The organism is Moraxella sp. FZFQ2102 (assembly GCF_024137865.1).
Lineage (GTDB): Bacteria > Pseudomonadota > Gammaproteobacteria > Pseudomonadales > Moraxellaceae > Moraxella.
Genome location: NZ_CP099960.1, coordinates 1251126 through 1275205, shown reverse-complemented (window position 1 = coordinate 1275205; position 24080 = coordinate 1251126). Strand labels below are relative to the sequence as shown.

Below are 24080 nucleotides of genomic sequence, written 5' to 3'. Positions count from 1 at the left end.
TTCAGGCGATCACGGGATGGATTTGTCTTGCGCGACATTAAATACGATCATCAAATACACTCGCAACTCTAGTGAAACCAAAGACGGTAAAATCGTTAATAAAAAAGTAGGGTATTTTTATAGCGAGCAAGATATTTTTGACTCTATCACTGCCGCTACTGGATGTCACAAGAATAGATATCCGCTCACTTTTATTCTAGAGGCGGCTGACGACATCGCCTATCTAACAGCGGATATTGAAGATGCGATTAAAAAAGAAATCATCACTTATGATTTCTTTAAAAGACAACTGGATAATTATATTGAGCAAGAAAATAATGCATACAACGCTATCTACAAAAAACTCAAAGAAGAAAATCGTCAACCCAATTATTTATTCTTAACAATCAGAGACAGTCTTATTTGGTGTGCCAGTTATCGATTTATGCATAAATACGATCAAATCATGCAAGGCAACTACGATGCAGATTTATTCAAAGAAACTTTTGGTGAAAAATTACATCAATTCTTGAAAGATTTCTGTATTCAGAATATTTTTAATCATAAGAGCATTCTAGAGCTTTAGATCGCAGGACATACCACGCTTAGATTTTTACTTGATAGATTTATTCCTGCTGCGATCGATTTTGCCGAGAATCAAGGCAAATGCTCGGACCCTTTATCGCAGCGACTGATCGGTCTGGTATCTGAATCACAATTGAAGGTTTGTGAATCTTCCATTACCAAAGACTCAGACAATGGATGCTATTATGCGATTTTAATGGTGACAGACTTTATCTCTGGCATGACCGATGGATATGCCACTGAGCTTTACAAAAAACTTTCTGGAATTCAGATATAGCCCAAAGCTCACATATAAAAAAAGTGTATATGATACACCTTTTTTCTTAAATTTGAATAATTTAAGATATATTTCTATATAATTCACTTTATAGATATTTGACAATAGATAGTATAGTCAGTAGCTTTAAAACAGATTATAATCAGCTGACTTTCCACCAAGATCATTTGACTGGAGAAAAGGCGATTGCGATTGCCGATGATATGGAAAATTAGGCTCATTTGCATAAGCGATTTACCGTAGCAAGCAAGTAATCTTGATGGTGAAAACACCGTTTAACATTCATCAAACGGCATTTTTACACCCTGTGACAACAAAGCACTTATTTTCCACGCCAAAACCTTGTATAATTGACAATCGGTCTTATTAAATTGACACATTTACGATAATTGACAGGTTATTATGAATACTGGTCTTACCCTAACTGACAATGCTGCTGCCAAACTTGCCAAACTCAAAGCCGCTGAAGGCAATGATGCGCTGATGCTGCGCGTGTATGTGACGGGTGGCGGTTGCTCGGGCTTTAGCTATGGGTTTGATTTTGCTGAAGAATTGGGCGATGATGACGCCACATTTGACAATGGCACAGAAGTACTGGTGGTCGATGCCCTAAGCTATCAATACTTAGCAGGCTCAACCATCGACTACACCGAAGGACTCGAAGGCTCGCGCTTTATCGTCAATAACCCGAACGCCACCACCACTTGCGGCTGTGGTTCGTCTTTTTCTATCTGATCCATCTGTGCGGCTTTGTGATCCGATTTGACCTTGTTCGTTCATCACAAAGCTGCGCCAAACGCCCAAATTATTTTGCCAAGCGCGCGGCATCTTGTTTATAATAAGAAAAATCACGCTCAGCCCTTGCCTTATTACAAGTAGTTCGCTTATGACTCAAGCCACTTTCACTCTTCCGACATGGTTCACCCCAAATCTGGTCGCTGGTATGCAGCGCGGCATCGAAAAAGAAGGTTTGCGAATGCAGCCTGATGGCTACACCGCCAAGACTTTTCACCCTGCCAAATTGGGCTCAAAGCTGACCCATCCGTACATCACCACCGATTATTCTGAGAATCTGCTTGAGCTGATTACCGAACCCAAGCCCACCATCAAGCAAGCCTTGGATATGCTGCGCGACCTGCATGTACTGGTGCATCGCTCACTTGAAAATGATGAGCTAATGTGGCCGATGTCCATGCCATGCATGACCTCTGATACCGACAGCGACATTCCACTGGCTGACTATGGTTCATCGAACATCGGTAAGCTTAAGACCTTGTACCGCTCAGGGCTAGGCGTGCGCTATGGTCGCAAGATGCAAACCATCGCAGGCTTGCACTATAATCTATCCATCGGCGATGACTTATTTTCTGCATGGCACACAGCCGATGGCACAGGCGATTTGGCAGCATTTAAAAATGCCAAATACCTTGCACTGATTCGCAATTTCAAACGCCTAACACCACTGGTGCTGTATCTACTGGGCGCAAGTCCTGCGGTCTGCGGCACTTTCTTAAGCGGTCGTGAGCATCACTTGGTGCCACTATCTGAGCACAGCTGCAGCTATCATCAGCCTGATGGCACAAGCCTGCGCATGGGCAAGCTTGGCTACACCAACAGCGTGCAAGAAGACCTAGACATCCGCTACAATGATCTGGATGAATACATCGCAGGGTTAAGAAAGGCGATCGGCACGCCGTTTAAGGACTTTGAAGCCATCGGCGTCGATGATGATCATGGCAATCCGATTCAGATTAACAGCCATATTCTACAAATCGAAAACGAATACTACAGCCCAATTCGCCCAAAACAAACCACCAAATCAGGCGAAACGCCAACACAAGCCTTGGCAGCGCGCGGCATCGCTTATGTGGAATTTCGCGCCATTGACCTTGATCCGTATTCAGACATCGGTATCAAAGTCTCGACCGCCTGTTTCTTAGAAGTGCTGGCACTGTACTGCCTGCTCAATGACTCGCCTGCCCTACTGCCCGATGAAGAAAAACGCCTAAATCGCAACATCGATACTGTGGTCAATCACGGCAGACAAAAAGGCATCAGCATCGAGACAGACGCAGGTCAAGCCTGCCTACACGACTGGATCGTCGATCATCTGACGCGTATGCAAGTTATCGCTGACGCCTTTGATGCGCACCACGGCGGCAATGATTACCGCACCGCGCTTGCGATGATGCAGGGCAAAGCCACCAATCCTGATTTTACCCTATCTGCTCAAATCATCGCCGACTCACAGCGTGCTGGCGGCACTTGGGCATTGGGCAAGCTGCTTGCGCAAAAACACCAAACCGAGCTACTGGGTCATGCGCTCAGTATCGATGATGAAGCCAAATTCGCCCAAATCGCCGCAGACTCTGTCGCCGAACAAGCACGCCTAGAAGCGTCCGATACGCTTGATTTTTATGAGTATGTACAAGCATTTCGATAAGCGCGGTTTGTCGTACAGCTTAACAAATAGGATTTGAATTTTGTAATACTTTTTATAACAACAATAAAGGAAAAGTATATGAAAACACTCAGCTATCGCATTTTGAACGCTTTTGTGGCTTTGGCAAGCCTTGTGGTGAGCATTTTTGTCATTGCTTATTTGCAGCATTATTTGTACCTAGACCCTTGCCCGCTGTGTATTTTTCAGCGTATTGGGCTATGGATTTCGGGCCTGTTTGCATTTTTGGCAGCATTATTCAATCCTAAAGGCAAGACCGTGCGCCTAATTTTGTGGCTGTGCGGCACTTTGGGGGCATTATGGGGCTTTGGTGTGGCGGCGCGTCATACTTGGATTCACTATTTTCCATCACAAGAGCTGGTGGAATGTGGGCCGGGGCTAAATTATATGGTTGAGACCATGCCGATGGGCGATGTGTTCTCAAAAGTGTTATTCGCCAAAGGTGACTGCACCATCATCGACTGGGCGGTATTTGACTTATCTATCCCAGCACAAGCATTGATTTTATTTAGTATCATCTTGGTCATCCAAGTGGTTTTATTAAATAAAATCTTAAAAGATAAAAGTTAATTTAACTCGCTATTTTCATACATTAAGGTAAATTATGCACATTCATATTCTTGGCATCTGCGGTACTTTTATGGGTTCTCTTGCCCTGCTTGCCCGTGATCTTGGTCATACCGTCACTGGCTCAGATACCAATATCTACCCACCGATGAGTACCCAGCTAGAGCAAGCAGGTGTTGAGATTTGGGAAGGCTATAAGGCTGAGCATCTAGACCCTGCGCCTGATCTTGTGGTGGTGGGCAATGCCTGTAAGCGCGGCATGGAAGCGGTGGAATATATGCTTAAACAGCGTCTGCCTTATACTTCAGGCCCGCAGTTTCTTTATGAAGAAGTGCTAAAAAATCGCCATGTCCTAGCAGTGGCAGGCACGCATGGCAAGACCACCACGACCACTATGCTATCATGGATCTTGCAACACGCTGGCATCGATACAGGCTTTTTGATCGGTGGTGTGCCACTGATCTCCACAGAAGATACGCGCTTACAACAGGCTTTTGCCCACTCAAGCCACTTGGGTGAGAAGTATTTCGTCATCGAAGCGGATGAGTATGATTCGGCATTTTTTGATAAGCGCTCAAAATTCGTGCATTATCGCCCGACGACCGCGATTTTGAATAACTTAGAATTTGACCATGCGGATATTTTTGCAGATTTGAACGCCATTCAGACGCAGTTTCACCACATGATCCGCATGATCCCAAGCGATGGACAGATCATCATGCCTGCTAATACCGACAGCCTAGAGCAGACACTGGATAAAGGCGTGTGGACACCTGTGCTGCGTACCGCCATTGATGCCGATGCCGATTGGCAAGCGACGCTGATTCAGGCAGATGGCTCGAAGTTTGGCGTGCGTTTTGGCGATAAGACGGGCGAAGTGCACTGGGGCATGAGCGGCGTGCATAATGTCAATAATGGCTTAGTGGCGATCGCGGCAGCGCACCACATCGGTGTCAGTGTTGAGCAGGCTTGTGCAGCGTTATCTGCCTTTGGTGGTATCAAACGCCGTATGGAGCTGATCGGCGATGTTAATGACATCTTGGTATTTGATGATTTTGCGCATCATCCGACCGCCATCACTACCACCCTAGATGGCGCAAAAAAACGCCTAGCGGACCGCCGCATTTGGGCGATCATCGAACCGCGCTCAAATACCATGAAGCTTGGCAGTCATCGCGACAGCTTAGCGCCATCGGCTGCCCTTGCTGATCAAGTGATTTGGTATGAGCCAAAGGGTCTGACTTGGGGCTTGGTCGATGCCATTGGCAATGCCGAAAATCAGCTGGTGCTAGACAGTATCGATGGTATCATTCAGCACATCAAAGACTACGCCAAAGCTGGCGATGCGATCATCATCATGTCCAATGGCGGCTTTGAAGGCATTCATGGCAAGATTGTGGATGTGCTAGCTTAAGCTGTTTTTAGTCAATAAGAAATCCTGCTGACTTGCAGGATTTTTTAGTTTGCATAAATAATTGTTCAGATCATTTATCAAACTTACGGCCTTCAAAGGCTTCAATCAATGCGCGCTCTTCATCCGACCACGGCGTTTTTTGCATATTGGCATCAGTACGGACAATTACCGCTTCACCGAATGCCACTGCCGCTTGCTGCTCATAGCTGAACACTGTGTATTCTTGCACAAGGCTTGTATTGCCTAGATGCTTGATACGCACGCCGATCAGTAAAGTATCTGGATAAGTGACAGGGCGACGATATTGCATACTCGATCCTGCCAAAATCGTCAGCAGATCTTCGCGCTCATGCATCACACCCAATGCGCGCATATAGCTGATACGCGCCGACTCAGCATAGCGATAATAGGCAACATTATTAAGATGATTGAAACTATCCATATCGCCCCATTGCACAGGCTGCACATGGACCACAGGAAAGTCTCTCAGGGCATCTGGACGCTGATCCCCTGTCAGAATCGGCTCAATGATATTATTGATGGCAAGCATAAATTATCCTTAATGTTATTCGATGCAATAATCAAGCCTTTGGCGGAGTGTAGCCTTGTGGCTTTTCGTATTCGGCATTGTCCAAAAACTTCTCGCGCTGCTCATTGATGAATGCTTTGGCAGCTGGATCAATCATACTTAAGTGATTTTCATTAATCAGCATGGTCTGAAGCTCAATCCACTCATTCCAAGCCTTAGCCGATACGGTATTTTGGATCTCTTGACCTTTGGCATTTGGGAATGGTGGGTTTGGCAGTTTTGGTAGATTTTCTTTATATTTACGGCAAAAAACCATATGATCAGCTGGATTGAAAGTTTGCATAAGATTCTCAAATTTCTCGGTGAATGAATGATGCGTTTGATTATAACAAATTTTCGGCTCATGTGCGCAACTTGTGACCACGAAGTTTACGGCTTTGTGCTATGATAACAGTTATTTGACTTGGGAAAATATCATGGGCAACCGATTATCAAAAATCACCACACGCACAGGCGATGATGGCACGACAGGGCTTGGCGATGGCAGCCGTTTATCCAAGGCGGATTTACGCTTTGATACGATGGGTGTGGTCGATGGGCTGAATGCTCACATGGGGCTGCTGCAGGCGTATTTGGCGGATAAATTACCCAAAGCGGTCGATGAAATCAGCGTCATTCAGCACAAATTATTCAATATCGGTGGTGAGATCGCCCTGCCCAACCACCGTGAAATCGGCTATATCGCCATCAGCGATGATGATGTGGCAGTGCTTGAGACTTGGGCGGATGCGCATAATGAGCATTTGCCGTATTTAAAAGAATTCATCCTACCGGCAGGCTCGGTCGCGACAGCACAGGCACACATCGCGCGCAGCGTGTGCCGTGATGCTGAGCGGCTGACCGTCCGTCTCAATGACCGCGATGGTAATATCAGCCACGCGACCATGCGCTATCTGAATCGCTTATCGGATTATCTGTTTATCCTTGCGCGCATTGTGGCACGGCTGGATGGCGGCAGCGAAGTGCTGTGGAGAAAGGGTTGAAATTTTGAATCTGTGCTATGGGTTAGGGTGATTTTGTCTGTTTGGGCATAGATTTGTTATTGCTTGGGTTTTCGTTTATATTTGCTCTTTGCTATCGTATAGGTAGCTTAGAAAGCTTTACCATCTTTAGCATCTACACCGCACAACTTCACCACCACATAATCAACCTAAAAGCATTTTTGAGTTTACTACGATTAAAATCACCCCAAAGGTTTGCAGTCTTTGGGGTGATTTTGAACACTGATTTAGGCCATCGGACGAGTCATTCCTACCAACGATAGCCCACTTTCACGCCTGCATAGCGTTCTTTACCTGACTGCTCACCGTCGATGACACCGACGCTTGCACCCAAAGAAAAATTCTTGGCAGCAGCATCGACACCTAGCTCATGCGATACCACACGGTCGAAATTTTGTGCCATCACCTTGCCATTGATGCTGATGTCGCCATGCTTGACGGCATTATCGCTGGCATCTTGTAATAAGGTAGTGACGCTTGGCGTGACCGTAAGCGCACCGATTTGCAGTGGATATGACAGCTTAACACCTGCTTGATAGCTTGTGATGTCAAGCGGACGAATCTGCACCTGCGCACCTGACAGCTGATACGCGCTGCCCGTCAGCTGATGATGCTTGATACCGACAGATGGCTGAATGCGCGCGCCGCCCACTTGCCAAGACTTCGCCAAAGTCGCACCCACACTGCGCACCGTGCGCTCAATATCGGCAGTTTTTTCATCGATGACAAGCTGATTATCCACCTGTCCGATACCTGCTTGTACACTTGCCACCCAGCCTGCTGGTGTCTGTAGCTTGGCATAAGCTGTGGCGGTCTTAAGGCGATTTTCGCCCTGCGCCTGCTCCGCGATCAGATCACTTTGCACATCAGACAGCACCACGCCTGCACGCACGCCATCAGCCACCGCACCTTCTGCGCCAAACTGTACAAGCGCACTGTCCTTAGCATAATCGCGATACCACGATGAACCACTGCGGCTTTGCTGATTGTCATACTTGACCCACACCGAGACAGGCTCATGCTTGGCATCGGTCAGCTCTGTGTGCATCGCGCGGTCAATCTGCATCAGATCTGCCACCTGCGCCGACACTTCCGACAGTGCCGCATTGCTATAACGACTGATGCCGTCTTTTTGGGCGATGTCAAGGACAAGCTCATCAGACGCCTTATGCACCACCGCTTCACAAATCTCTGCCGACTGTGTCTGACGGCAAATCGCATCGGCTTGTTTATAAATATCAGCCACCATCAAATCCACCACTTCAGTCTGTGCTTGAGCATTGCCAAGCTGATCTTGGGCGTGTTCAAGCGAACGGTTTAGTGCTTCGATGGTGGTTTGTAACTGACTTTGTAATTGGCTATAACCTGCCAATTGTCGCTGCAATTCAGTCAGCTGATTGCGCGCCTGAATGCGGGTCAAGAACTGATACCAATACAAACTGTCAATGTACGCCTGCTGTTCAGCGACTTTTTGTTCGGCAGCAAGTAGCGAATTTTGTACGCCCTGCTGTTCAGCTAAGGTCGTGATCGTCATGCTTGTCAAGCGATCGACTTCGGCTTGATATTCCTGCGCTGACTGCTGCGCTTCATTGAGCAGCGTCTGGATCTGTTCATAATTACGCGCAATCTGCACATCTCTTAGCGGACTGTACAGGCGATAATCATTGCGATCATTGGCAAGAATATAACGATACGCACCCAGATCGACATAGCCACCATTGAGCGATAAGTTCAGCTTGCTCGGATCTTGATTTGCTCCTTTGACGCGCAATAAGCTGATCGGGCTGACTTCATTAGGCTCAGCGCCCGTGTTATTCATCACAAGATTGAATGTGCCTTGGGCTGTGCCATTGACCGTGACATGATCGCCTGTGCGCGCTGCGGCATTGGTCAGATAATGAAATTTACCCTGCCCTGACAAATTGCCATTAATAGTTAGGCTTTGATAACGACCGTGGTTGTTCGCGGCATTAAGATCCACTTCACCACCATTCATCTGCAATGAGCCGATGCTGCTATTGCCCGTCATCAGCCATTTGCCGTCTTGCTCGATGGTGGTGTGCGTGCCGTTATCCGCGGTGATCGCACCTGTCAGCGTCGCTTTACCGATATGGATCTTGGCATTGTGCTGCGCGCGGATATTGCCTTGGGCTTGCAGGGTTGGCATACTGCCGTAGACCACTTGCGACAGTGTCGGTGTGCTACAGCCGACTTTGCCCGTATGCTCCGACTGAATGCAGCTTGGTGTCATACCTTGCACAAAGCCAAATTGTAGCAAGCCTTGCTGAGCGGCGTTAAAACTGCCCGTTGCCAATGCCACATTTCGCCCAAAAATCAGCTTGCCATCATGATTGACCGAAAAAACATTGGCACGATAATCGCGGTTAATCCATTCGTTATCCTTGATGACTTCTTGTTTGCCCAGATGGTCGTAGGCATAAGGCACAGGTTTGCCAGTCAAAAGCACCGTGCCATCATTGACCTTGAACTCACCTACCAATTTCATTCCACCAGTCAGCGCCAAGTGATCTTGAGCATTGGTCGGCTTAAAGGTAAAATTCATCGCACCATTGACGCCATTATCTTCACCCAAATGCCCTGCAAAAAGTGTCGTCAATCCGACCGCTTGTAAGCGTGCCAGTACGGTATTTTCTGCTTGGCTCTTATCCGAACCCAGATATTCCCAGTCGGCATTGCTTGTTTGATTGGTTGGGAAATATTTACCGGCATTACCGCCGTCTTTTAGCACAAAATAATCTTTGCGGTTACCTGCGTGCGTGTTAATGTATTCATAAATATCCGCGCCCGCTTTGCCCCAGTCACCCCAAGTTAAATTCTTGGCATCATAATAGCGTAAGGCGTTTTTGATGGCGGTAAATTTATCACTGCCAAGATAAATCCAGCTGTCATTATCCGTCTGCTGCGTTGGGAAATAGCGGCGTGCGTTACCGCCGTCTTTTAGGATAAAGTAATCCTTGCGGTTACCTGCGTGCGTGTTAATGTATTCATAAATATCCGCACCTGCCACGCCCCACTTGCCCCACACCAAGCGGTCGGCTTGTTTTTGGGTAAATGCCGTTTCGATGGCGGCGGTCTTGTCCGTGCCGATGAATGTCCAACTGCTGTTACTGCTTTGGCTGGTCGGGAAATAGCTGCCTGCATTGCCGCCATCATTGAGCATAAAATAATCTTTGCGATTATTCGCATAAGGATTCACATACTCATAAATGTCCGCCCCTGCCGTACCCCATCTGCCCCAAGTCAGCGTACTGCCAAGCTTGTCGGCTTGGGTTTGGCGTGTGCCTGTGGCAAAGATACGATGATCGACCTTGCCCTGTCCACGCCAAGTGATGTCGGCGATGCGGCCGCTGTCGTGATTGACGATTTTCGCCCCATCGTCTAATGCAAACAAATGCTGTGTATCAAGCTGCGTGCCGTTCAAATCCAAGCGACCGCCACGATAGCCAAAGCGGATATTTTCAGGCTTGATTTGCCCATTATCATTCAGTACCACCGTGCCGCGACCGCTGACAATTTCAAGGTTTTCAAAGGCTTGCTTGTTGCCCGTAGCATCAGGCTGCATCGCTAGCACCACACGCCCATCGCCGACGCTGATGTCGCCTTGATTGACACCAATGCCATTGACAAATAGCGTGCCTTGACCGAGTTTTGATAGGCGATCATTGTCAGGATTTTTCAGCTGCCAAGTGGCGACTTTACCCGCATCGACCACCACGCCTGCCCCTGTCCAAGTGGTATTTGGATTACTGCCTTTCAGGGTAACATTCGCCCCGATCTCAAGCGCCCCCGCCCCTTGATCGAGTGATTCGCCAAGCGTCACTGTGCTGTCTTGCCCGTCGATACGCACCGATTTGCCGTGATCTAAGTCATTGATTTCATTGCCAGTATTGGCTTTAAGCGGTACACTGATCGATTTACCATTACCAACAAGGCTGCTCGTATCGCCTTGCTTCGTCCATCGCAATTGGCTGCCTGCTTGGTTGTTGGTCAATGTACCTGTGTGCGACTTGTTGAGCTTTTGGGTGTGGAACTCAGGCTTCATCGTCACATACCAAAACTCATTGCTCGAATAAGCACGCGTCACGCCAATAATGCCCCACCGCCCTGTGTTACGATCGTAAGCCAACAGTGGTGAGCCACTGTCACCTGGTTCGATGATGGTCGGCAAGACACCATTATCGGTGCTTATATTTCGCTCAAAGACGATCGTGCCATTGCCTTTATTACGGCTAAAATTCGGCACGCCGCCACCTGTTAAGTATTTGTACGCCCACGCCATAGCAGTCTTTTGGTCATCTTCTGCCCCTGTACCGATGTACTGCCGCCCTGAGCCTGCGCGCGCATAGGCACTGAAGCGATTGGCATCTTCATAAGCCGTCTGCTGCTCGCCTGCATAATGGATCGGTATCGGCGCAACTTCTGTCACAAGCTTATGCAGTCGTGGTGCGTGATAGTCAGTGGTGTTGGTCATTGGCTCAGCCAGATTATTGCGCGCGACGATCTTATAGCTGAAATTCGGCACTGCCCCATGATGCCCAAAGCTCATACTGGTATGCGTGTTGTGCGCCACGCCTGCGACATATTGTGCACTGACCAGTGTCGCCCGCCCATCGGTCGCCATCGCACTAAAATCAGGCATCGGCGCATTCTTGATCGCTGTGCCAAGATAGACATTGTTGGTATTATAAATCGGGATGTTCGTCGCCCCGACGGTGAATCTGCCCTTATTTTCGGCAAAGTCGCGGAAGTCTTGGTAAGGGATATCGTTTGGGACGATGGATGCGTACGCGGTATGCGCAAAGACCGTACAGATGGCAGCAGACAGAATGGATAATCGAAAAGTATTGGTGGACATAGAACACCCCACACGGATCGGCTTAAGCCAAATGGCTTAGCCTGTTATGAAATTACATTTTCTTAATAAACTAATAAATGCTTATATCGTCATCTTAGCACTTTTTTCTAAAAAATCCAATAAAAAAGAATACTCTACAGTCATTTTTTCACCAATGTAACTGTCGATTATACTAATAATTTTTTATTATAATTATTTAGTAATATTTTATAACATCCTTTTGGGTGATTTGTGTTGTGTGCTGCTGGCTGTGGCTTTATCCTTGATTTATATACCCAAAAAAACAAAAACCCCAATGCATCGCATCGGGGCAGTGACTACATCACAGTTTAAGTCGATAAAATCGCTACTTCCTTGACATAACTGTGAAAATCAGCAAGGCTTTCTTCCAGCAGCTCATCATCGTTTAGGTGCTTGGCGTATTCGATCCACAATAGCAGCTGATAGACGCTGTTAAATTCACTGGCGTTAAACTGCTTGACAAACTGCTTGATCGTCGCTTCGTCCGATAGGTTTAGGCGGCTGTACCAAGTCTCGATCTTGGCGATCTGCTCTGGGGTGAATTTGCACGCGAACAGTGCCGCGGTCAAGCTGTGACGGTCTTCTTCGACGATCAATTTGCCCACGCGCTTGATTTGGCGGTTTTTTGCGGCAGCGGCAGTGATGCTGGATAATTGTGATAATTCATCCAAAAAATATTCGCTCACTGGCAGGGTTTTTTGTTGTTTTTTTGACAAATTTGCCAATGGCAGCGCCAACGCCTGCAAGCGTTCGTGGGATTTTTTGATTTCGGTGCGAGAGACTCGCATATCCATTTTTGACCAGTCAATCATAAGTTTCTCAAAAGTTTATCTTAATTTTTCATCAATTTATCAAATATAATCATCACAACCTAACAGCACCAAAAACGCTTCTCACGGTGCTTCGCCTTAATCTTCATCGTCGCAGGCAGACGCGTGGCAAGTCGCGCTTCCACCGCGCGCAGCACATAGACTGAGCGGTGTTTGCCGCCTGTGCAGCCGATAGAAACCGTGACGCTGTGGCGATTATTATGCACAAACTCAGGCAGCCACTTGGCAAGAAAATCGGCAATGTCATCTGCCATGGCATCGACTTGTGGATACTTGGCAAAAAATGCCTGAACCGCCGCATCTTCGCCCGTCTGCTCGCGCAAATGCTCATCCCAATGCGGATTGGGCAAAATGCGCACATCAAACACAAAGTCCGAATCAATCGGTGCGCCATATTTAAAGCCAAACGACAATAAATTGACCGTCACCGCCGTATCTACACCCAAGTGATCGCGGATTTTTTCTTTAAGCTCGTGGGTGTTCAATTGGCTTGTGTCAATCTTAATATCAGCAAACTGCGCAATCGGCTCAAGCAGCGCAATCTCGCTATGGATCGCCTTAGGCAGATTGCCCGCCACACCTGCCATCACCAAGGGATGCACACGGCGCGTCGCCCCAAAGCGCGCAACCAATACCGCTTCACTCGCTGTGGTGTACAACACCTTGACCACATGCTCGCCATAGCTTTGCACCAGCTGCTCATGCACGCTTGGGAAGCTGGACAGATCCGCCTGTGGTACGCGCGCATCGACGCCCAGTGCGATTTTGATGACACCATTTTCGCAAGTTAGACGCGCAAAAGCATCCACCACGAGCGACAATGGCAGATTATCAATCACATAATAGCCAAAATCTTCTAAAATATTCAGCACCGATGTCTTGCCCGAGCCGCTACGACCTGAAACAATGACAATCGATGTCGGCGCATGAGCTGCGCAACCTGTGATGGCAGTATTATTTAAGTCATCTTGGAAGCTGTTTGTGCTGATATTGTCCATAACTTACCAATTTTATTCATGTTTTTGATCGCTTATCAGCGCGCAAGCACCACTTCTAGATTATCCAAAAGTCGCGCCTTACCAAGCCACGCCGCCGCCAAAATCACCAGTTTGTCATCGCTTTGGCTGACGGTTTTGAGCGATTGGTTATAAATTTCTAAATAATCCACCACAAAGCCTGCATCTTGCAGCTTGGCTTTGGCGGCATCGATCAGAGCATCATAATCCATGATGTCGGCAGTTTGTAGCGCTTTTGCCACCGCTTGCAAGGTTTGTGATAACACAGGGGCGACCGCGCGCTCATCGGCGGTCAGATACTGATTGCGCGATGATAAGGCAAGCCCATCATCAGCACGGACGATCTCAGCACCGATGATGTCGATGCCAAAATTCAGCTCATCGTTCAGCTGACGAATGATGGCAAGCTGCTGATAGTCTTTTTTGCCAAAGACAGCGATGTCAGGACGCACGATGTTAAACAGTTTGCTCACCACCAAGCCCACGCCATCAAAGTGCGTCGGGCGCGATTTACCGCACAACAGCTTGGTGATCTCGCCTGATAAAACCTGCACACTCGGCGGATAAGTCGGATACATCTCATCAACACTTGGCGCGAATACAAAGTCAGCCGCCACCGTCTCTAGCGCGGTGACATCAGCATCGAGCGTGCGCGGATAACTGTCAAAATCTTCACCTGCACCAAACTGCGTCGGATTGACAAAAATACTCACCACCACGACATCGGCGTGCGCCTTGGCAATCTTAACCAAATTTAAATGACCTGCGTGCAGATTGCCCATCGTCGGCACAAGTGCGATCTTGCCAGATGCTTGAGATAATGCTTGGCGCAGCTTATCAATGCTGTGAAAAATTTGCATGAACCTATCCTGTTTATTTTATGGTCGTATAAAAAACAAGGGGCTGTACTAGATAAACCCCTAAACCCCACACCATTTTCTTAACAATCTTAATTGATTGGATGGTGTGCCATAGTTAAATCTAAACTCGCATTCTTTGATAAATAAATGAAAATGCTTTTTGTCAATACCGTTATATTTTCTTAGAATGCGTTTGGATTGCGACCAAAAGTTTTCAATGCCGTTAATGTGATTATGATTGTTTGCAAATTCTTTGGAATGATTAATTCTAAAGTGTTTAAAATCACTCACATCTAAAGCATTATAACTTCGATAGCTATCTGTATAAACCACGCTATCAGGTTTGATTTTACTGGCAATAATAGGCATTAATGTCTTAGCTTTGGTATCTTTAACACAGGCAGTATAAACCTTACCATTGCGTTTTAAAAGACCAAATACGGCAACTTTGCCAGCAGCACCCCGTCCACGCTTGCCTTTACGAATGCCACCGAAATAGCTTTCATCCAATTCTACTTCACCGTCAAATAATTCACAAGCTTCAAGGTTTAAGCGATATTCAATCACCAAGCGAATTTTATGATAAAACAAAGCAGCTGAATTATGATGTATCTCTAACAAATCAGCAGCTGATCTTGCGGTGACTTCAAGCACAAAAAATTCAAGCAGTTTAACTTGAACTTTTTTACTTAATTTACAACGGGTTATCTTCATAAAACTAGTATAGCATTATTGCTAATCTAGTACAGCCCCAAAAACAAAATAAGACTAGGCGGCAAGCCTACGATAGTACATTAGTACAGCAAGACGAGCCAACGCAGTATTATTTTGAATTTTATAGACCCTATAGTTATAATAAATAATTAAAAGGTGTGTTCAACGCTCGGGAAGCGCTTATCTTTCACCGCTTGATGATACGCAGCGAACGCCCCTGTGATGTCACCTGTTTGGTTACTGCTGTCAGTCATGAAATTTTTGACAAACTTGGCAGGCTTACGCGTATAAATGCCGAGCATATCATGCATGACCAGCACCTGACCGTCTGTATCCACACCTGCGCCGATACCGATCACAGGCACAGCAACCATCTCGGTAACTTGCTTGGCAAGGGCAGCAGGCACACACTCAAGCAGTACCATCGCTGCGCCTGCCGCGACCAAGATCTTAACATCTTCTAAAAGCTTGGCAGCGGCAGCATCGGTTTTGCCCTGCACCTTATAACCGCCAAAGACATTCACCAGCTGTGGTGTTAGCCCTAGATGCACACAAGTTGGCACGCCTGCTGCGGCAAGCACCTTGACTGTCTCAGCAAGCTCGCGACCGCCTTCAATTTTGACAACATTTGCGCCTGCTTGCATTACCGCACGGCTGCTCTCGATGGCATCATTTAATGTAGAATAGCTTAAAAATGGCAAATCGCACAAGATCAGCGCTGAAGTGTTCGCGCGCTTGATATTCGCGGTATGATACGCCATGTCCGCGACACTGACAGGCAAGGTAGAATCATGTCCTTGCACCACCATGCCAAGGCTATCACCGACCAAAATCGTCTCAATCCCCGCTTGGTTCATCGCATGGGCAAAGCTGGCATCATAGCAAGTTAGGCAAGAGAATTTCTCACCATTGGCTTTGAGTTTTTTTAGTGTAGATAAATTAACTGGCGGCTTTGGGGCATCGGCTAGATAGCTCATGGATGGTATCCTTGGGTAAATGAGTGATGGTCGCCACACAGTGAAACAACGCCTAAGGCATCAAATCACAGCGTCATGAATTCCCTTTATGGAGGTATCGGTCAATATTTCAATCCCTGCCATGTCCTTGGCAGCAGGCAGATCAGCAAGTGGCGCGCCATTGATTTGCGTACTGGGTGCGATCTCAAGCAGTGGAATCAGCACAAAATTACGCAGATACAGCTCACGATGTGGCACGGTCAGCCGCTCGGTATCAATATGCTGATCACCATACAGCAGCACATCGACATCTAGGCTGCGCTCTCCCCAATGACGCAGGCGCACACGCCCCGCACCTTGCTCAAGACTTTGACAAAAATCAAGCAAAGCTAGCGGCTCAAGCGTCGTCTGCGCCATCAGCACCGCATTATAAAAATCAGGCTGATCAGTCACGCCATACGCCGCTGATCGGTACAGGGACGATACGACGACATTGCTAAAATCTTCAGCATTTTCAAAAGCTTGCACCGCATGGCGAATATGATCCACAGGGCTGCCCAGCTCATTGCTGATATTACCACCCAAGCCGATAAAGCAAGTGATTTTAGACATCATCATCCGCCTTTGGCTTGGCATTGGATTTGCGGCTGCGGCGGCGTTTGGGCTTGTCAGCTGCTTCTTCTACCGCTTGTTTTTTGCTGCGTTTTTTGGGTGCAGCCAAGACATCGCCTTGCGCGGTCAGTTCAGCAGCATCAGCGATGATCTCGGCAGCTTTCGCTACTGTCTTTACCGTTGCCTTTGTCACTGTCTTTGTCGCAGCGCTTTTGCGGTGGTGCTTGGGCGTATCGGTATTTTCAAGCATCTCTTCGCTTATGCCAGCAGCTTTTTCGACCAAGGATAAGCTTGACGATGGCTTGCGCTTACGATGGCGCGATGGCGGAATGTACGGCTCATCATTGGCAAGCAATTTGGCAAAATCTTCTTCGCTATAAGTCACCGTGGCAAACACAGGCGCAGGCGGCGCATATCGCTCGGTGCTTTGAATCGTATCTTTATTGGCTTTGGCTGATTTATCATCAATCACAAACAGCGGCTCAGGGCGCGTGGTGATGACTTCATCACGCAGTGACAGCTCTCGCAGCTGCTCAAGCTCAGGATTTTGACTGGCTTTACCGCGATTACGGCGGCGTTTTGGCGCATTGACATCATTGCCAAATTCTTCGATCATCATCGCACGATGTCCACTGCCAGCATCTTGATAAGTTTGCCACCATGCCGCCATGCCATTGGTTGGCTCGGTCAGCGGATGATCATCAAAGCTTTCGCGCAAGACCAAAAAGTCAAATGCCGCGCGAAATTTCGGCAGTCGCTCAAGGTTGGCAATGTCCTTAATGCGCGGATTGACAAGCTTAGGCTGCAGCATCCAAATATCGGTGATGAACTGCTCGGCGAATTTTGGAATCGCGGTTTTAAGCCTTTGGGTGTCGATGGTTTTTTCAGCCGCCTTAAGCTGCGCTTCATGAAATGGCAAGCCACGCTTTTTAAACTTCGCCAATTGATATAGATAATTACCCCACAGCAACACCGCATAAACAAAGGCAGGATTGACACTTTTGCCGCCATTGATACGGCGATCGGTATTTTTGGCAACCGCCATCATCAGTGCCGACGGCGCTTCAGGCGGATAAGTCATCAAACTTGCCATCGCGCCTGAATCGAACAACAGCGGCAGCAATGGCGTCAAATAGCCACCGCCGAACATTTTTTGGGTCTCATCATACAGTCGATGCGCAGACACCTGCTCAAGCAATGCCCAGTTCTCCGCGTGAAACTGCGCCGCCAAATCGCGATCAAATTCAAAGCCCAATTTCGCCTTGAATCGCAAAGCACGCAGTAGGCGCACAGGGTCTTCTTCGATACGCACTCGCGCATCGCCAAGCAGACGCAGCACCTTATTTTCCACATCATCAAGTGCGCCACAAAAGTCGATCACTTCGCCCTTCAGCGGCTGATAATACAAGGCATTGATACTAAAATCTCGGCGCGCAAAATCCTGCTCAATCGTCCCCCAGACATTGTCACGCGTCAGCATTCCTTCATCGGTGGTGTGTGTGTCGTCCTTCGGCGGCGCACGAAAAGTCGCCACTTCGATCATCTCACGACCCGAATAAACATGGGCAAGCTGAAAACGACGCCCGATGATACGGCAGCGACCCCCAAAAATCGCCTTAATCTCGTGGGGGCGCGCGTCCGTCACCGCATCAAAATCTTTGGGCAAAAGCCCAAGCAGGCTATCGCGCACACCGCCACCGACGATATATGCTTCAAAGCCTGCTTTTTGTAGTGTGCCGACCACTTCGACGATGCTGTGCGGCAGACTGCCTTTTTGCAGCTGCAAGGATTTCGCCGAATGCGTGGTGCGGATGATTTTATGTTGTTTTGGCTTTTTAGGCGATCTGCCCATGCCTACTCCTTGTGGTGGGATTTACCCTGATTAATAACTCTTATCAAACCCTTTATTTTAACGCGTTTGCACCAAAAAAGCGAATAAAAAAGGTGATTTGTCGGGCATTTGCAAAATTTTTTATACAATTTTTGGACGATGATCAAAGCTGGATGGAAAATGGGTGAAATTTGGCTAAAAAATGATGAATGATCAGCCATTGAAACTCAGTGCATTACGGCAAGTCTGTGGCGATTTTTGTCAATCGTCGCCTTGCCGATGCCTTTGATTTTGGCTAATTCATCCACTGAAGTAAATCGTCCGTGCTTGTTACGGTACTCGACGATGGCAGCCGCGCTGTTATGCCCGATACCAGTCAAAGCCACCAAGTCTGCGACGCTTGCGGTATTGATATTCACCACGCCTGCGCTTGCCTTACGCTCGTTTTGCACCAAGACTTGATACGCGCTCATCACATCAGGATAGCATTTGGCAGCGGTCTGCTCGGTGGTTTTGATGATGGATTGTGCGATGGATTGATGAGAAATTATTAACAATAATCCTATAGTAAATCGATAAACAGTCAGCAAAGTCATTACAAGCCCTGCGTCTTTGCCAAATCCCACAGCCGATCCATCTCGGATAAATCACTGTCTTTGGGTCGCTTGCCACGCTTTGCTAGCTCATCTTCGATAAAGCCAAAGCGTCGCTTGAACTTCATCACCGCGCCCAATGCCGCCATCTCGCTGTCGATGTCAAGCTTGCGCGCGATATTGACAAGGCTTAAGAAACAATCGCCCAATTCATCGCTAGCCTTTTGTTTATCAATGTCTTTTTTATCCAGATAATTGCCATCTGTATCACAGATCAGCTCGGTCAGCTCGCTAATCTCTTCATGCAGCTTTTGTACCGCGCCACTGATGTCGTCCCAATCAAAGCCAACTTTAACCGCTGCTTTTTGTACCGCTTGCGCTTGCATCAGACTGCTGCCTGCTTTGATATCAAGAACTCGGCGTGGCGGCTTGCCTTGATTTTCGATGGCTTTGATCTCATCCCAGCGGCGTTTGACATCTTCATCAGTTTTTAGATTTTCTTTATCAAAAACATGGGGATGGCGGCGGATCAATTTCTCCATCAAGGTATAAATCACATCACCAAAATCAAACTTGTCCTGCTCGGCATATAGATGCGCGTGAAATACGACCTGCAACAGCACATCGCCAAGCTCGCCTTTGACATCGTCCATATCTCCAAGCGCGATCGCTTCGGCAAGCTCATAAGCTTCTTCGATGGCATAAGGCGTAAGGCTTTGGTTGGTCTGCTTGGCATCCCACGGGCAGTCGCTACGAAGGCGCGCCATCAAATCAAGCAAATCAGCAATATCACGGCTTGGGGTCATGTGTTGTCCTTTTTTGGGTTTTGATAACTGCTAAATTTTACACCATTTTCTTGGTATTTTTAAGCTGATTTGCTTTTTAAACCTTACAATCAAAACTCAGGCACGCCTGCGCTACGGCTGAGCCCATAAGTACCAAAATGACCATCGCCTGTGCTATCTGTGATAGTCTTGCCAATATACAGCGAAAACTCATGCCCTGTACTGTGGCTAGTCAGGCGGATAAACGGCTCACTGGTGGGCGGCGTTTGGTAGTTTTTCAGATGCGCGGTGGCTTCTTCTAATGACACGCCGTGTCGCTTGGCTTGGTGCGCGATGCGCTGCTCAAGTGGCATTTTCGGCATCACGCGATAATACTGTGCATAACCTGTAATTTTGTCGATAGGAACTGGTTTGATACTGATGATGTGTACATAGTCTGTCAAGCGTTCAAGCTGTTTGCTTAAATCCAGCTTGACCAATTCATCTTCGCTTTGGGCAAAGACACGCAATTTACGCCCCAAAGTGCCTGAGATTTTGCCATTATCATTGCTATAGCGATAATTGGGAAAACTTACGCCAATCGCATGAACACCATGCGTATTTTTGACATCGGCAATCGCAATATGTAATTGAGTATAAACCTTTGTCCACAAAAAATAAGGACTAATTTCCGAATCGGGCAATAAGGTCATTTCTTGATAAAATTTCATTATTCCTTCCCACTCGCTCCAAATACACCGCCACGAATCAAAACCGCCATCACATAATGCTGATTTTCAACGCTTGGTTTTTCATCTTTTAATACCCAATTATCAAAAAGCGTGTAGAAATCCTGCTTTTGTTTGGGCTGGCGAAATGCTGTTCCCATTGTTGTAACTGCACCATACGGCTCAACCGCAATCGGAAATTCAGCATTCGGATACCAATCATCAATCGTGCGAATGGCATTGCCGATTTTTTGCGAGTGCATACCTGCTTTGTCATTGATTTTATACAATTCTTTGCTTTTGGTTTTGCCTGTATCCAAAATCAATTCTTGTGATGGATAGACTTCTTGACCAAAGCCCACAATCGCTTCTGCTTTAATATTCAAAATAATAAAGGCTTGATTGGTCAGACCTTGTTCAATCCAATTTGCCAAAGTCGCCAAATCATCATTATTTGTTTCAAAATTGCGTACCAAAATATCCTTTGCATTAAAGGTTAAAGTTTGCTCTTTGTCGGCTAATTTGCATGTTACGCTAACCGTGATTTTTTCTGCGCCGACACGGTTACGCCACAACCAACGAGCATTGGCGATATTGGTTGCATAGCGATGTGCCAATGTCTTTACGCCATGTTCTTGCAGATAACCTTGCACCACTCCCAATAATTTGGCTTGATAATCTTGCTTATTGCACACATTGGGCTTGCCATCAAAGGGTAATACTTTACAAGTCCACGACACAACGAGCGTATCATTTTCTTCCAACAAAGACGCAGAATCCACTTTTTGCAAATTGGCTTTTTCAATTTCAGCGTCCAATTTGGCAGGGTCATTGGTGATGGCATTTTTCAAACGATTGCTAATCGTGCCACGAATGGATTTTTCTTGAATACGCACAGGCACAACTGGGCTGTTATCATCTTGGCTATTTTTTTGTGCCATAAAGCCATCAGAAATGTCCAAATTGCGTTCAAATGCCAAAACGCTGGCGGTGGTTAATTTGCTCATAAGATACTCCGTTTATTTTAAAAATTGCCAAGAAAGGGTGTTTTGCTGTTTGTCTAAATTCGCTTGGGTAATGAAATACAAGCCTGTTTCGTCATATGCTTGTCGCCAAAAAGCGGTGTCAATGTTGTCTTTTAAATGATGTGGATAGACCCATTTGCCCAAGCCATAAATCGCTTCTACATATTGGCTTGGATATTCCAGATTGCGTACATTTGCCATTTTGCCTGCCTGAAAAATTTCGCTAATTGCCTGATAACCTATCGGCATAGGCACCAGCCAACCATGCCCTGTTTTGATGGATTCGGTATGCCATTTGGTATTGCCATCTTTGTCCAACTCTGGAATATGGTGCAATGTACACACATCAAGCAACACATCAAGCGATGTTACGCTTGGATTTTTGCTTTTGGCGTTGTCAATCAATTGACCAAATTCATCGCTTGCGTCCATGAGTACAAACGCAGGCATGAGCAAAGCAATGATTTCATCTTTGTGTACCGAGCTAATATATTGCACGCCCCGTTTGCCTATTCCCATCACACTTCCGCCTGCCACACGCTGTCTGAAAATCGCTTGCGATAAAAATTGGCATAATGATTGGCTTAATTCTTGCGAAAGTAAATCGTCTGCTAACACTTCAATGACAAAACTCATAACCAAGTTGCATTTACCTTCTTCTACAATAGAAGCGGTACTGCCATCTTTTTTGAGTGGATTGCGTGTTTGATTAAAAGTGTAATCACGATATGGGCTTTCACGATAAATTTTGGGTGTGCAATCAAAACACGCGAGCAACACACCGCCCAAAGATAAATTGGCAAATCGCTCATCTGCCATCATGGTGCGTGATAAAGCGTGAATCGCCCCTGTAAACCCCGTACCCGCAGGAAAGCCAAAAGTAATGGGGCTAGAAATAGCATTGGCATTATTGATGACCACTTTGTGCAATAACGCATAACCGACAACTCGCTTGCTCATAAAAATACCCCTTTGCCTGCACGCCCATAAAATTTCTGCATATCGTCAATTTCTCGTTTCCATTCAATGTACTCGGCATCGGCAAAATCAAATTTAAGTTCTTTAAAAGTCGTACGCAATTCATGATTAAACCATGACGCAAAATCATCTAAAATCACTTTTTGCCATTCGTTTTTGGCTTTTTCTTGGGCAAATTCTTCTTCGCCGTCCAGTTCGCTACGATAAGGGTCAAGCCAAAATTTTTGCGGTAAAGATAAAGCATATTCTTTTGACCAACCTGCTGGTCTGTCTTGCAATTCATGGGCGATGGCAAAAATAGTATGCAAAATGCGGTCTATCGCGTCTTTGCGCTTGTCTCGCACATCAATATTATTTCTAATATCTTGAACTACTTCAATGACATACTTAAAATCATCTTGAACATGATATTTTAAAGTTTTGCTATCAAAAAAGTTTTCGCTAAATTTAGATAACGCAAATTCACGACTTTGGCGAATTTTGGGCGGTAGTGATGGCAATAAATAATTGCGTCCGCCTTGTCTGCTCATCAGTTGGCTGATATTTTGCGGTTTTGAGCCGCCTAATTGCACAGTTGCCAAATTGGGCATACTCACATAAGGCGTATGTTCTGCGTTGGGTTTAAAGCGATTTTCCAAAGCCTTTTTATTGTCATCAGAATATCTTAATTGATTAATTTTTAGATAAACTTCATAAGTTAATGCTGACGGATAAAGCGGAATAATCGTCATATATTGAAGTGCGTCCAAGCCGTCCGCCGTGTCGCCACTCGTATACCAAAGCAACTGTTTATTGCGTTCATGCGTGGTTGGATTTTCCATGTTATTTTGCAAAATTTGCTTAAAATGTGCGTGATATTCGCTTGCGGTATCTGTATTATCAGACAAAGACGCAATAAATTCAGCATTATCCGCCAAAATCAAATCACGCACTTTAACACCGTCCGCCACATCAAAATCAAAAAATGAAGCCAATGGCAACGCCGCCGCATTCCCATTGGCATCTAATGCAGGATTGGCAAGACTGTGCGTACCAATTAAAGTGTGTGGGCGTTGGGCGGTGGCGATAAAATTGACATTGTCGCCTTTAGCATCGGGGTGTATGCCTTTGGAAATGTGTGTGCCAAATTTGAGCTGTTTTGCCATGCTATGCACCGCCAAATCAAGCCAAGCAGTTTTTTCAAATTTTTGCTCAATCTCTTGAATTTGACTGTTTAAATCGGCAATCGTGGCTTTATCGCCATTTTCTGTTGCTACTGCAAGCTGTTTTTGCAATTTTTCTGACTTGCTGTCAATTTGATGTTGCAAAAATCGGCTGACTGCGGTTTTGGCAAGGTCGTTTGTTATCATCACGAAAACTTCCTTTTTATTTTCTATTGATATTTTATTACACCATATTTAAAA

At 46.5% G+C, this 24080-nt stretch carries 22 protein-coding genes; 6 read left to right on the top strand and 16 right to left on the bottom strand.

What is annotated here, in order from left to right:
- Window positions 1-16 precede the first annotated feature (16 nt).
- The 5 genes from NGM44_RS05990 (at window position 17) to mpl (ending at window position 5283) form a co-directional block, all read left to right on the top strand.
- Entirely contained in the window at window positions 17-565 is a 549-nt protein-coding gene (locus NGM44_RS05990) for a hypothetical protein (RefSeq protein ID WP_253222835.1), read from the top strand.
- A gap of 678 nt (window positions 566-1243) precedes the next feature.
- Window positions 1244-1576: an iron-sulfur cluster insertion protein ErpA gene (gene erpA, locus NGM44_RS05985; RefSeq protein ID WP_253222834.1), complete on the top strand. Its 333-nt coding sequence runs from the start codon at window positions 1244-1246 to the stop codon at window positions 1574-1576.
- Window positions 1577-1727: 151 nt separating this feature from the next.
- The gene (gene gshA / locus NGM44_RS05980) at window positions 1728-3284 is read left to right on the top strand and encodes a glutamate--cysteine ligase (protein WP_253222833.1); all 1557 of its coding nucleotides are present in this window, start codon (window positions 1728-1730) and stop codon (window positions 3282-3284) included.
- Window positions 3285-3362: 78 nt separating this feature from the next.
- Entirely contained in the window at window positions 3363-3872 is a 510-nt protein-coding gene (locus tag NGM44_RS05975) for a disulfide bond formation protein B (protein WP_253222832.1), read from the top strand.
- A gap of 34 nt (window positions 3873-3906) precedes the next feature.
- A complete protein-coding gene (gene mpl / locus NGM44_RS05970) occupies window positions 3907-5283 on the top strand; it encodes a UDP-N-acetylmuramate:L-alanyl-gamma-D-glutamyl-meso-diaminopimelate ligase (RefSeq protein ID WP_253222831.1) in 1377 nt (458 codons plus the stop codon).
- Window positions 5284-5353: 70 nt separating this feature from the next.
- Here the strand turns inward: mpl and NGM44_RS05965 are convergent, their stop codons facing one another.
- Complete coding sequence (locus NGM44_RS05965; protein ID WP_253222830.1) at window positions 5354-5833, bottom strand: thioesterase family protein; 480 nt, start codon at window positions 5831-5833, stop codon at window positions 5354-5356.
- A gap of 31 nt (window positions 5834-5864) precedes the next feature.
- Window positions 5865-6155, bottom strand: coding sequence for an oxidative damage protection protein (locus NGM44_RS05960; protein WP_253222829.1), 291 nt, complete (start codon window positions 6153-6155; stop codon window positions 5865-5867).
- Window positions 6156-6288: 133 nt separating this feature from the next.
- Here NGM44_RS05960 and NGM44_RS05955 point away from each other — a divergent pair, with 133 nt between their 5' ends.
- Window positions 6289-6855 carry a cob(I)yrinic acid a,c-diamide adenosyltransferase gene (locus NGM44_RS05955; protein ID WP_253224640.1) on the top strand — a complete coding sequence of 189 codons (567 nt, stop codon included), beginning with the start codon at window positions 6289-6291 and terminating at the stop codon, window positions 6853-6855.
- A gap of 268 nt (window positions 6856-7123) precedes the next feature.
- Here NGM44_RS05955 and NGM44_RS05950 read toward each other — a convergent pair whose 3' ends face one another.
- The 14 genes from NGM44_RS05950 to csy1 all read right to left on the bottom strand — a co-directional run bounded on the left by NGM44_RS05950 (window position 7124) and on the right by csy1 (window position 24026).
- Complete coding sequence (locus NGM44_RS05950) at window positions 7124-11749, bottom strand: S6 family peptidase (RefSeq protein ID WP_253222828.1); 4626 nt, start codon at window positions 11747-11749, stop codon at window positions 7124-7126.
- 329 nt (window positions 11750-12078) lie between these two features.
- Window positions 12079-12582 carry a ribosome biogenesis factor YjgA gene (yjgA, locus tag NGM44_RS05945; protein ID WP_253222827.1) on the bottom strand — a complete coding sequence of 168 codons (504 nt, stop codon included), beginning with the start codon at window positions 12580-12582 and terminating at the stop codon, window positions 12079-12081.
- Window positions 12583-12641: 59 nt separating this feature from the next.
- Window positions 12642-13598: an RNase adapter RapZ gene (rapZ, locus tag NGM44_RS05940; RefSeq protein WP_253222826.1), complete on the bottom strand. Its 957-nt coding sequence runs from the start codon at window positions 13596-13598 to the stop codon at window positions 12642-12644.
- Between the two features lie 35 nt (window positions 13599-13633).
- A complete protein-coding gene (gene panC / locus NGM44_RS05935; RefSeq protein WP_253222825.1) occupies window positions 13634-14476 on the bottom strand; it encodes a pantoate--beta-alanine ligase in 843 nt (280 codons plus the stop codon).
- 60 nt (window positions 14477-14536) lie between these two features.
- Window positions 14537-15190, bottom strand: coding sequence for an IS1595-like element ISEc69 family transposase (locus NGM44_RS05930; RefSeq protein WP_253222824.1), 654 nt, complete (start codon window positions 15188-15190; stop codon window positions 14537-14539).
- 149 nt (window positions 15191-15339) lie between these two features.
- Window positions 15340-16167, bottom strand: coding sequence for a 3-methyl-2-oxobutanoate hydroxymethyltransferase (panB, locus tag NGM44_RS05925; RefSeq protein ID WP_253222823.1), 828 nt, complete (start codon window positions 16165-16167; stop codon window positions 15340-15342).
- A gap of 60 nt (window positions 16168-16227) precedes the next feature.
- A complete protein-coding gene (folK, locus tag NGM44_RS05920) occupies window positions 16228-16758 on the bottom strand; it encodes a 2-amino-4-hydroxy-6-hydroxymethyldihydropteridine diphosphokinase (protein WP_371923542.1) in 531 nt (176 codons plus the stop codon).
- The gene (pcnB, locus tag NGM44_RS05915; protein ID WP_253222821.1) at window positions 16751-18610 is read right to left on the bottom strand and encodes a polynucleotide adenylyltransferase PcnB; all 1860 of its coding nucleotides are present in this window, start codon (window positions 18608-18610) and stop codon (window positions 16751-16753) included. The genes folK and pcnB overlap by 8 nt, the downstream gene beginning before the upstream one ends.
- 206 nt (window positions 18611-18816) lie before the next feature.
- Entirely contained in the window at window positions 18817-19146 is a 330-nt protein-coding gene (locus NGM44_RS05910; RefSeq protein WP_253222820.1) for a ComEA family DNA-binding protein, read from the bottom strand.
- A 38-nt stretch (window positions 19147-19184) separates the two neighbouring features.
- A complete protein-coding gene (mazG, locus tag NGM44_RS05905) occupies window positions 19185-19988 on the bottom strand; it encodes a nucleoside triphosphate pyrophosphohydrolase (RefSeq protein WP_253222819.1) in 804 nt (267 codons plus the stop codon).
- A gap of 89 nt (window positions 19989-20077) precedes the next feature.
- A complete protein-coding gene (gene cas6f / locus NGM44_RS05900; RefSeq protein ID WP_253222818.1) occupies window positions 20078-20677 on the bottom strand; it encodes a type I-F CRISPR-associated endoribonuclease Cas6/Csy4 in 600 nt (199 codons plus the stop codon).
- Window positions 20677-21681 (bottom strand): type I-F CRISPR-associated protein Csy3, encoded by a 1005-nt coding sequence (gene csy3, locus NGM44_RS05895; protein WP_253222817.1) that lies wholly within the window; start codon window positions 21679-21681, stop codon window positions 20677-20679. Before csy3 ends, cas6f begins: the two co-directional genes overlap by 1 nt.
- 12 nt (window positions 21682-21693) lie before the next feature.
- The gene (gene csy2 / locus NGM44_RS05890) at window positions 21694-22659 is read right to left on the bottom strand and encodes a type I-F CRISPR-associated protein Csy2 (RefSeq protein ID WP_253222816.1); all 966 of its coding nucleotides are present in this window, start codon (window positions 22657-22659) and stop codon (window positions 21694-21696) included.
- Window positions 22656-24026: a type I-F CRISPR-associated protein Csy1 gene (csy1, locus tag NGM44_RS05885; protein ID WP_253224639.1), complete on the bottom strand. Its 1371-nt coding sequence runs from the start codon at window positions 24024-24026 to the stop codon at window positions 22656-22658. The genes csy2 and csy1 overlap by 4 nt, the downstream gene beginning before the upstream one ends.
- Between the last annotated feature and the right edge of the window lie 54 nt (window positions 24027-24080).

Excerpts from the sequence above, each read along its gene's own strand:
- csy1 (WP_253224639.1), bottom strand. The coding sequence starts at position 24,026 with ATGATAACAAACGACCTTGCCAAAACCGCAGTCAGCCGATTTTTGCAA.
- csy2 (WP_253222816.1), bottom strand. The coding sequence starts at position 22,659 with ATGAGCAAGCGAGTTGTCGGTTATGCGTTATTGCACAAAGTGGTCATC.
- mazG (WP_253222819.1), bottom strand. The coding sequence starts at position 19,988 with ATGACCCCAAGCCGTGATATTGCTGATTTGCTTGATTTGATGGCGCGC.
- NGM44_RS05950 (WP_253222828.1), bottom strand. The coding sequence starts at position 11,749 with ATGTCCACCAATACTTTTCGATTATCCATTCTGTCTGCTGCCATCTGT.
- erpA (WP_253222834.1), top strand. The coding sequence starts at position 1,244 with ATGAATACTGGTCTTACCCTAACTGACAATGCTGCTGCCAAACTTGCC.
- NGM44_RS05930 (WP_253222824.1), bottom strand. The coding sequence starts at position 15,190 with ATGAAGATAACCCGTTGTAAATTAAGTAAAAAAGTTCAAGTTAAACTG.
- yjgA (WP_253222827.1), bottom strand. The coding sequence starts at position 12,582 with ATGATTGACTGGTCAAAAATGGATATGCGAGTCTCTCGCACCGAAATC.
- NGM44_RS05965 (WP_253222830.1), bottom strand. The coding sequence starts at position 5,833 with ATGCTTGCCATCAATAATATCATTGAGCCGATTCTGACAGGGGATCAG.
- mpl (WP_253222831.1), top strand. The coding sequence starts at position 3,907 with ATGCACATTCATATTCTTGGCATCTGCGGTACTTTTATGGGTTCTCTT.
- NGM44_RS05960 (WP_253222829.1), bottom strand. The coding sequence starts at position 6,155 with ATGCAAACTTTCAATCCAGCTGATCATATGGTTTTTTGCCGTAAATAT.
- NGM44_RS05975 (WP_253222832.1), top strand. The coding sequence starts at position 3,363 with ATGAAAACACTCAGCTATCGCATTTTGAACGCTTTTGTGGCTTTGGCA.
- rapZ (WP_253222826.1), bottom strand. The coding sequence starts at position 13,598 with ATGGACAATATCAGCACAAACAGCTTCCAAGATGACTTAAATAATACT.
- cas6f (WP_253222818.1), bottom strand. The coding sequence starts at position 20,677 with ATGAAATTTTATCAAGAAATGACCTTATTGCCCGATTCGGAAATTAGT.
- NGM44_RS05990 (WP_253222835.1), top strand. The coding sequence starts at position 17 with ATGGATTTGTCTTGCGCGACATTAAATACGATCATCAAATACACTCGC.
- panC (WP_253222825.1), bottom strand. The coding sequence starts at position 14,476 with ATGCAAATTTTTCACAGCATTGATAAGCTGCGCCAAGCATTATCTCAA.
- gshA (WP_253222833.1), top strand. The coding sequence starts at position 1,728 with ATGACTCAAGCCACTTTCACTCTTCCGACATGGTTCACCCCAAATCTG.
- pcnB (WP_253222821.1), bottom strand. The coding sequence starts at position 18,610 with ATGGGCAGATCGCCTAAAAAGCCAAAACAACATAAAATCATCCGCACC.
- folK (WP_371923542.1), bottom strand. The coding sequence starts at position 16,758 with ATGTCTAAAATCACTTGCTTTATCGGCTTGGGTGGTAATATCAGCAAT.
- panB (WP_253222823.1), bottom strand. The coding sequence starts at position 16,167 with ATGAGCTATCTAGCCGATGCCCCAAAGCCGCCAGTTAATTTATCTACA.
- csy3 (WP_253222817.1), bottom strand. The coding sequence starts at position 21,681 with ATGAGCAAATTAACCACCGCCAGCGTTTTGGCATTTGAACGCAATTTG.
- NGM44_RS05955 (WP_253224640.1), top strand. The coding sequence starts at position 6,289 with ATGGGCAACCGATTATCAAAAATCACCACACGCACAGGCGATGATGGC.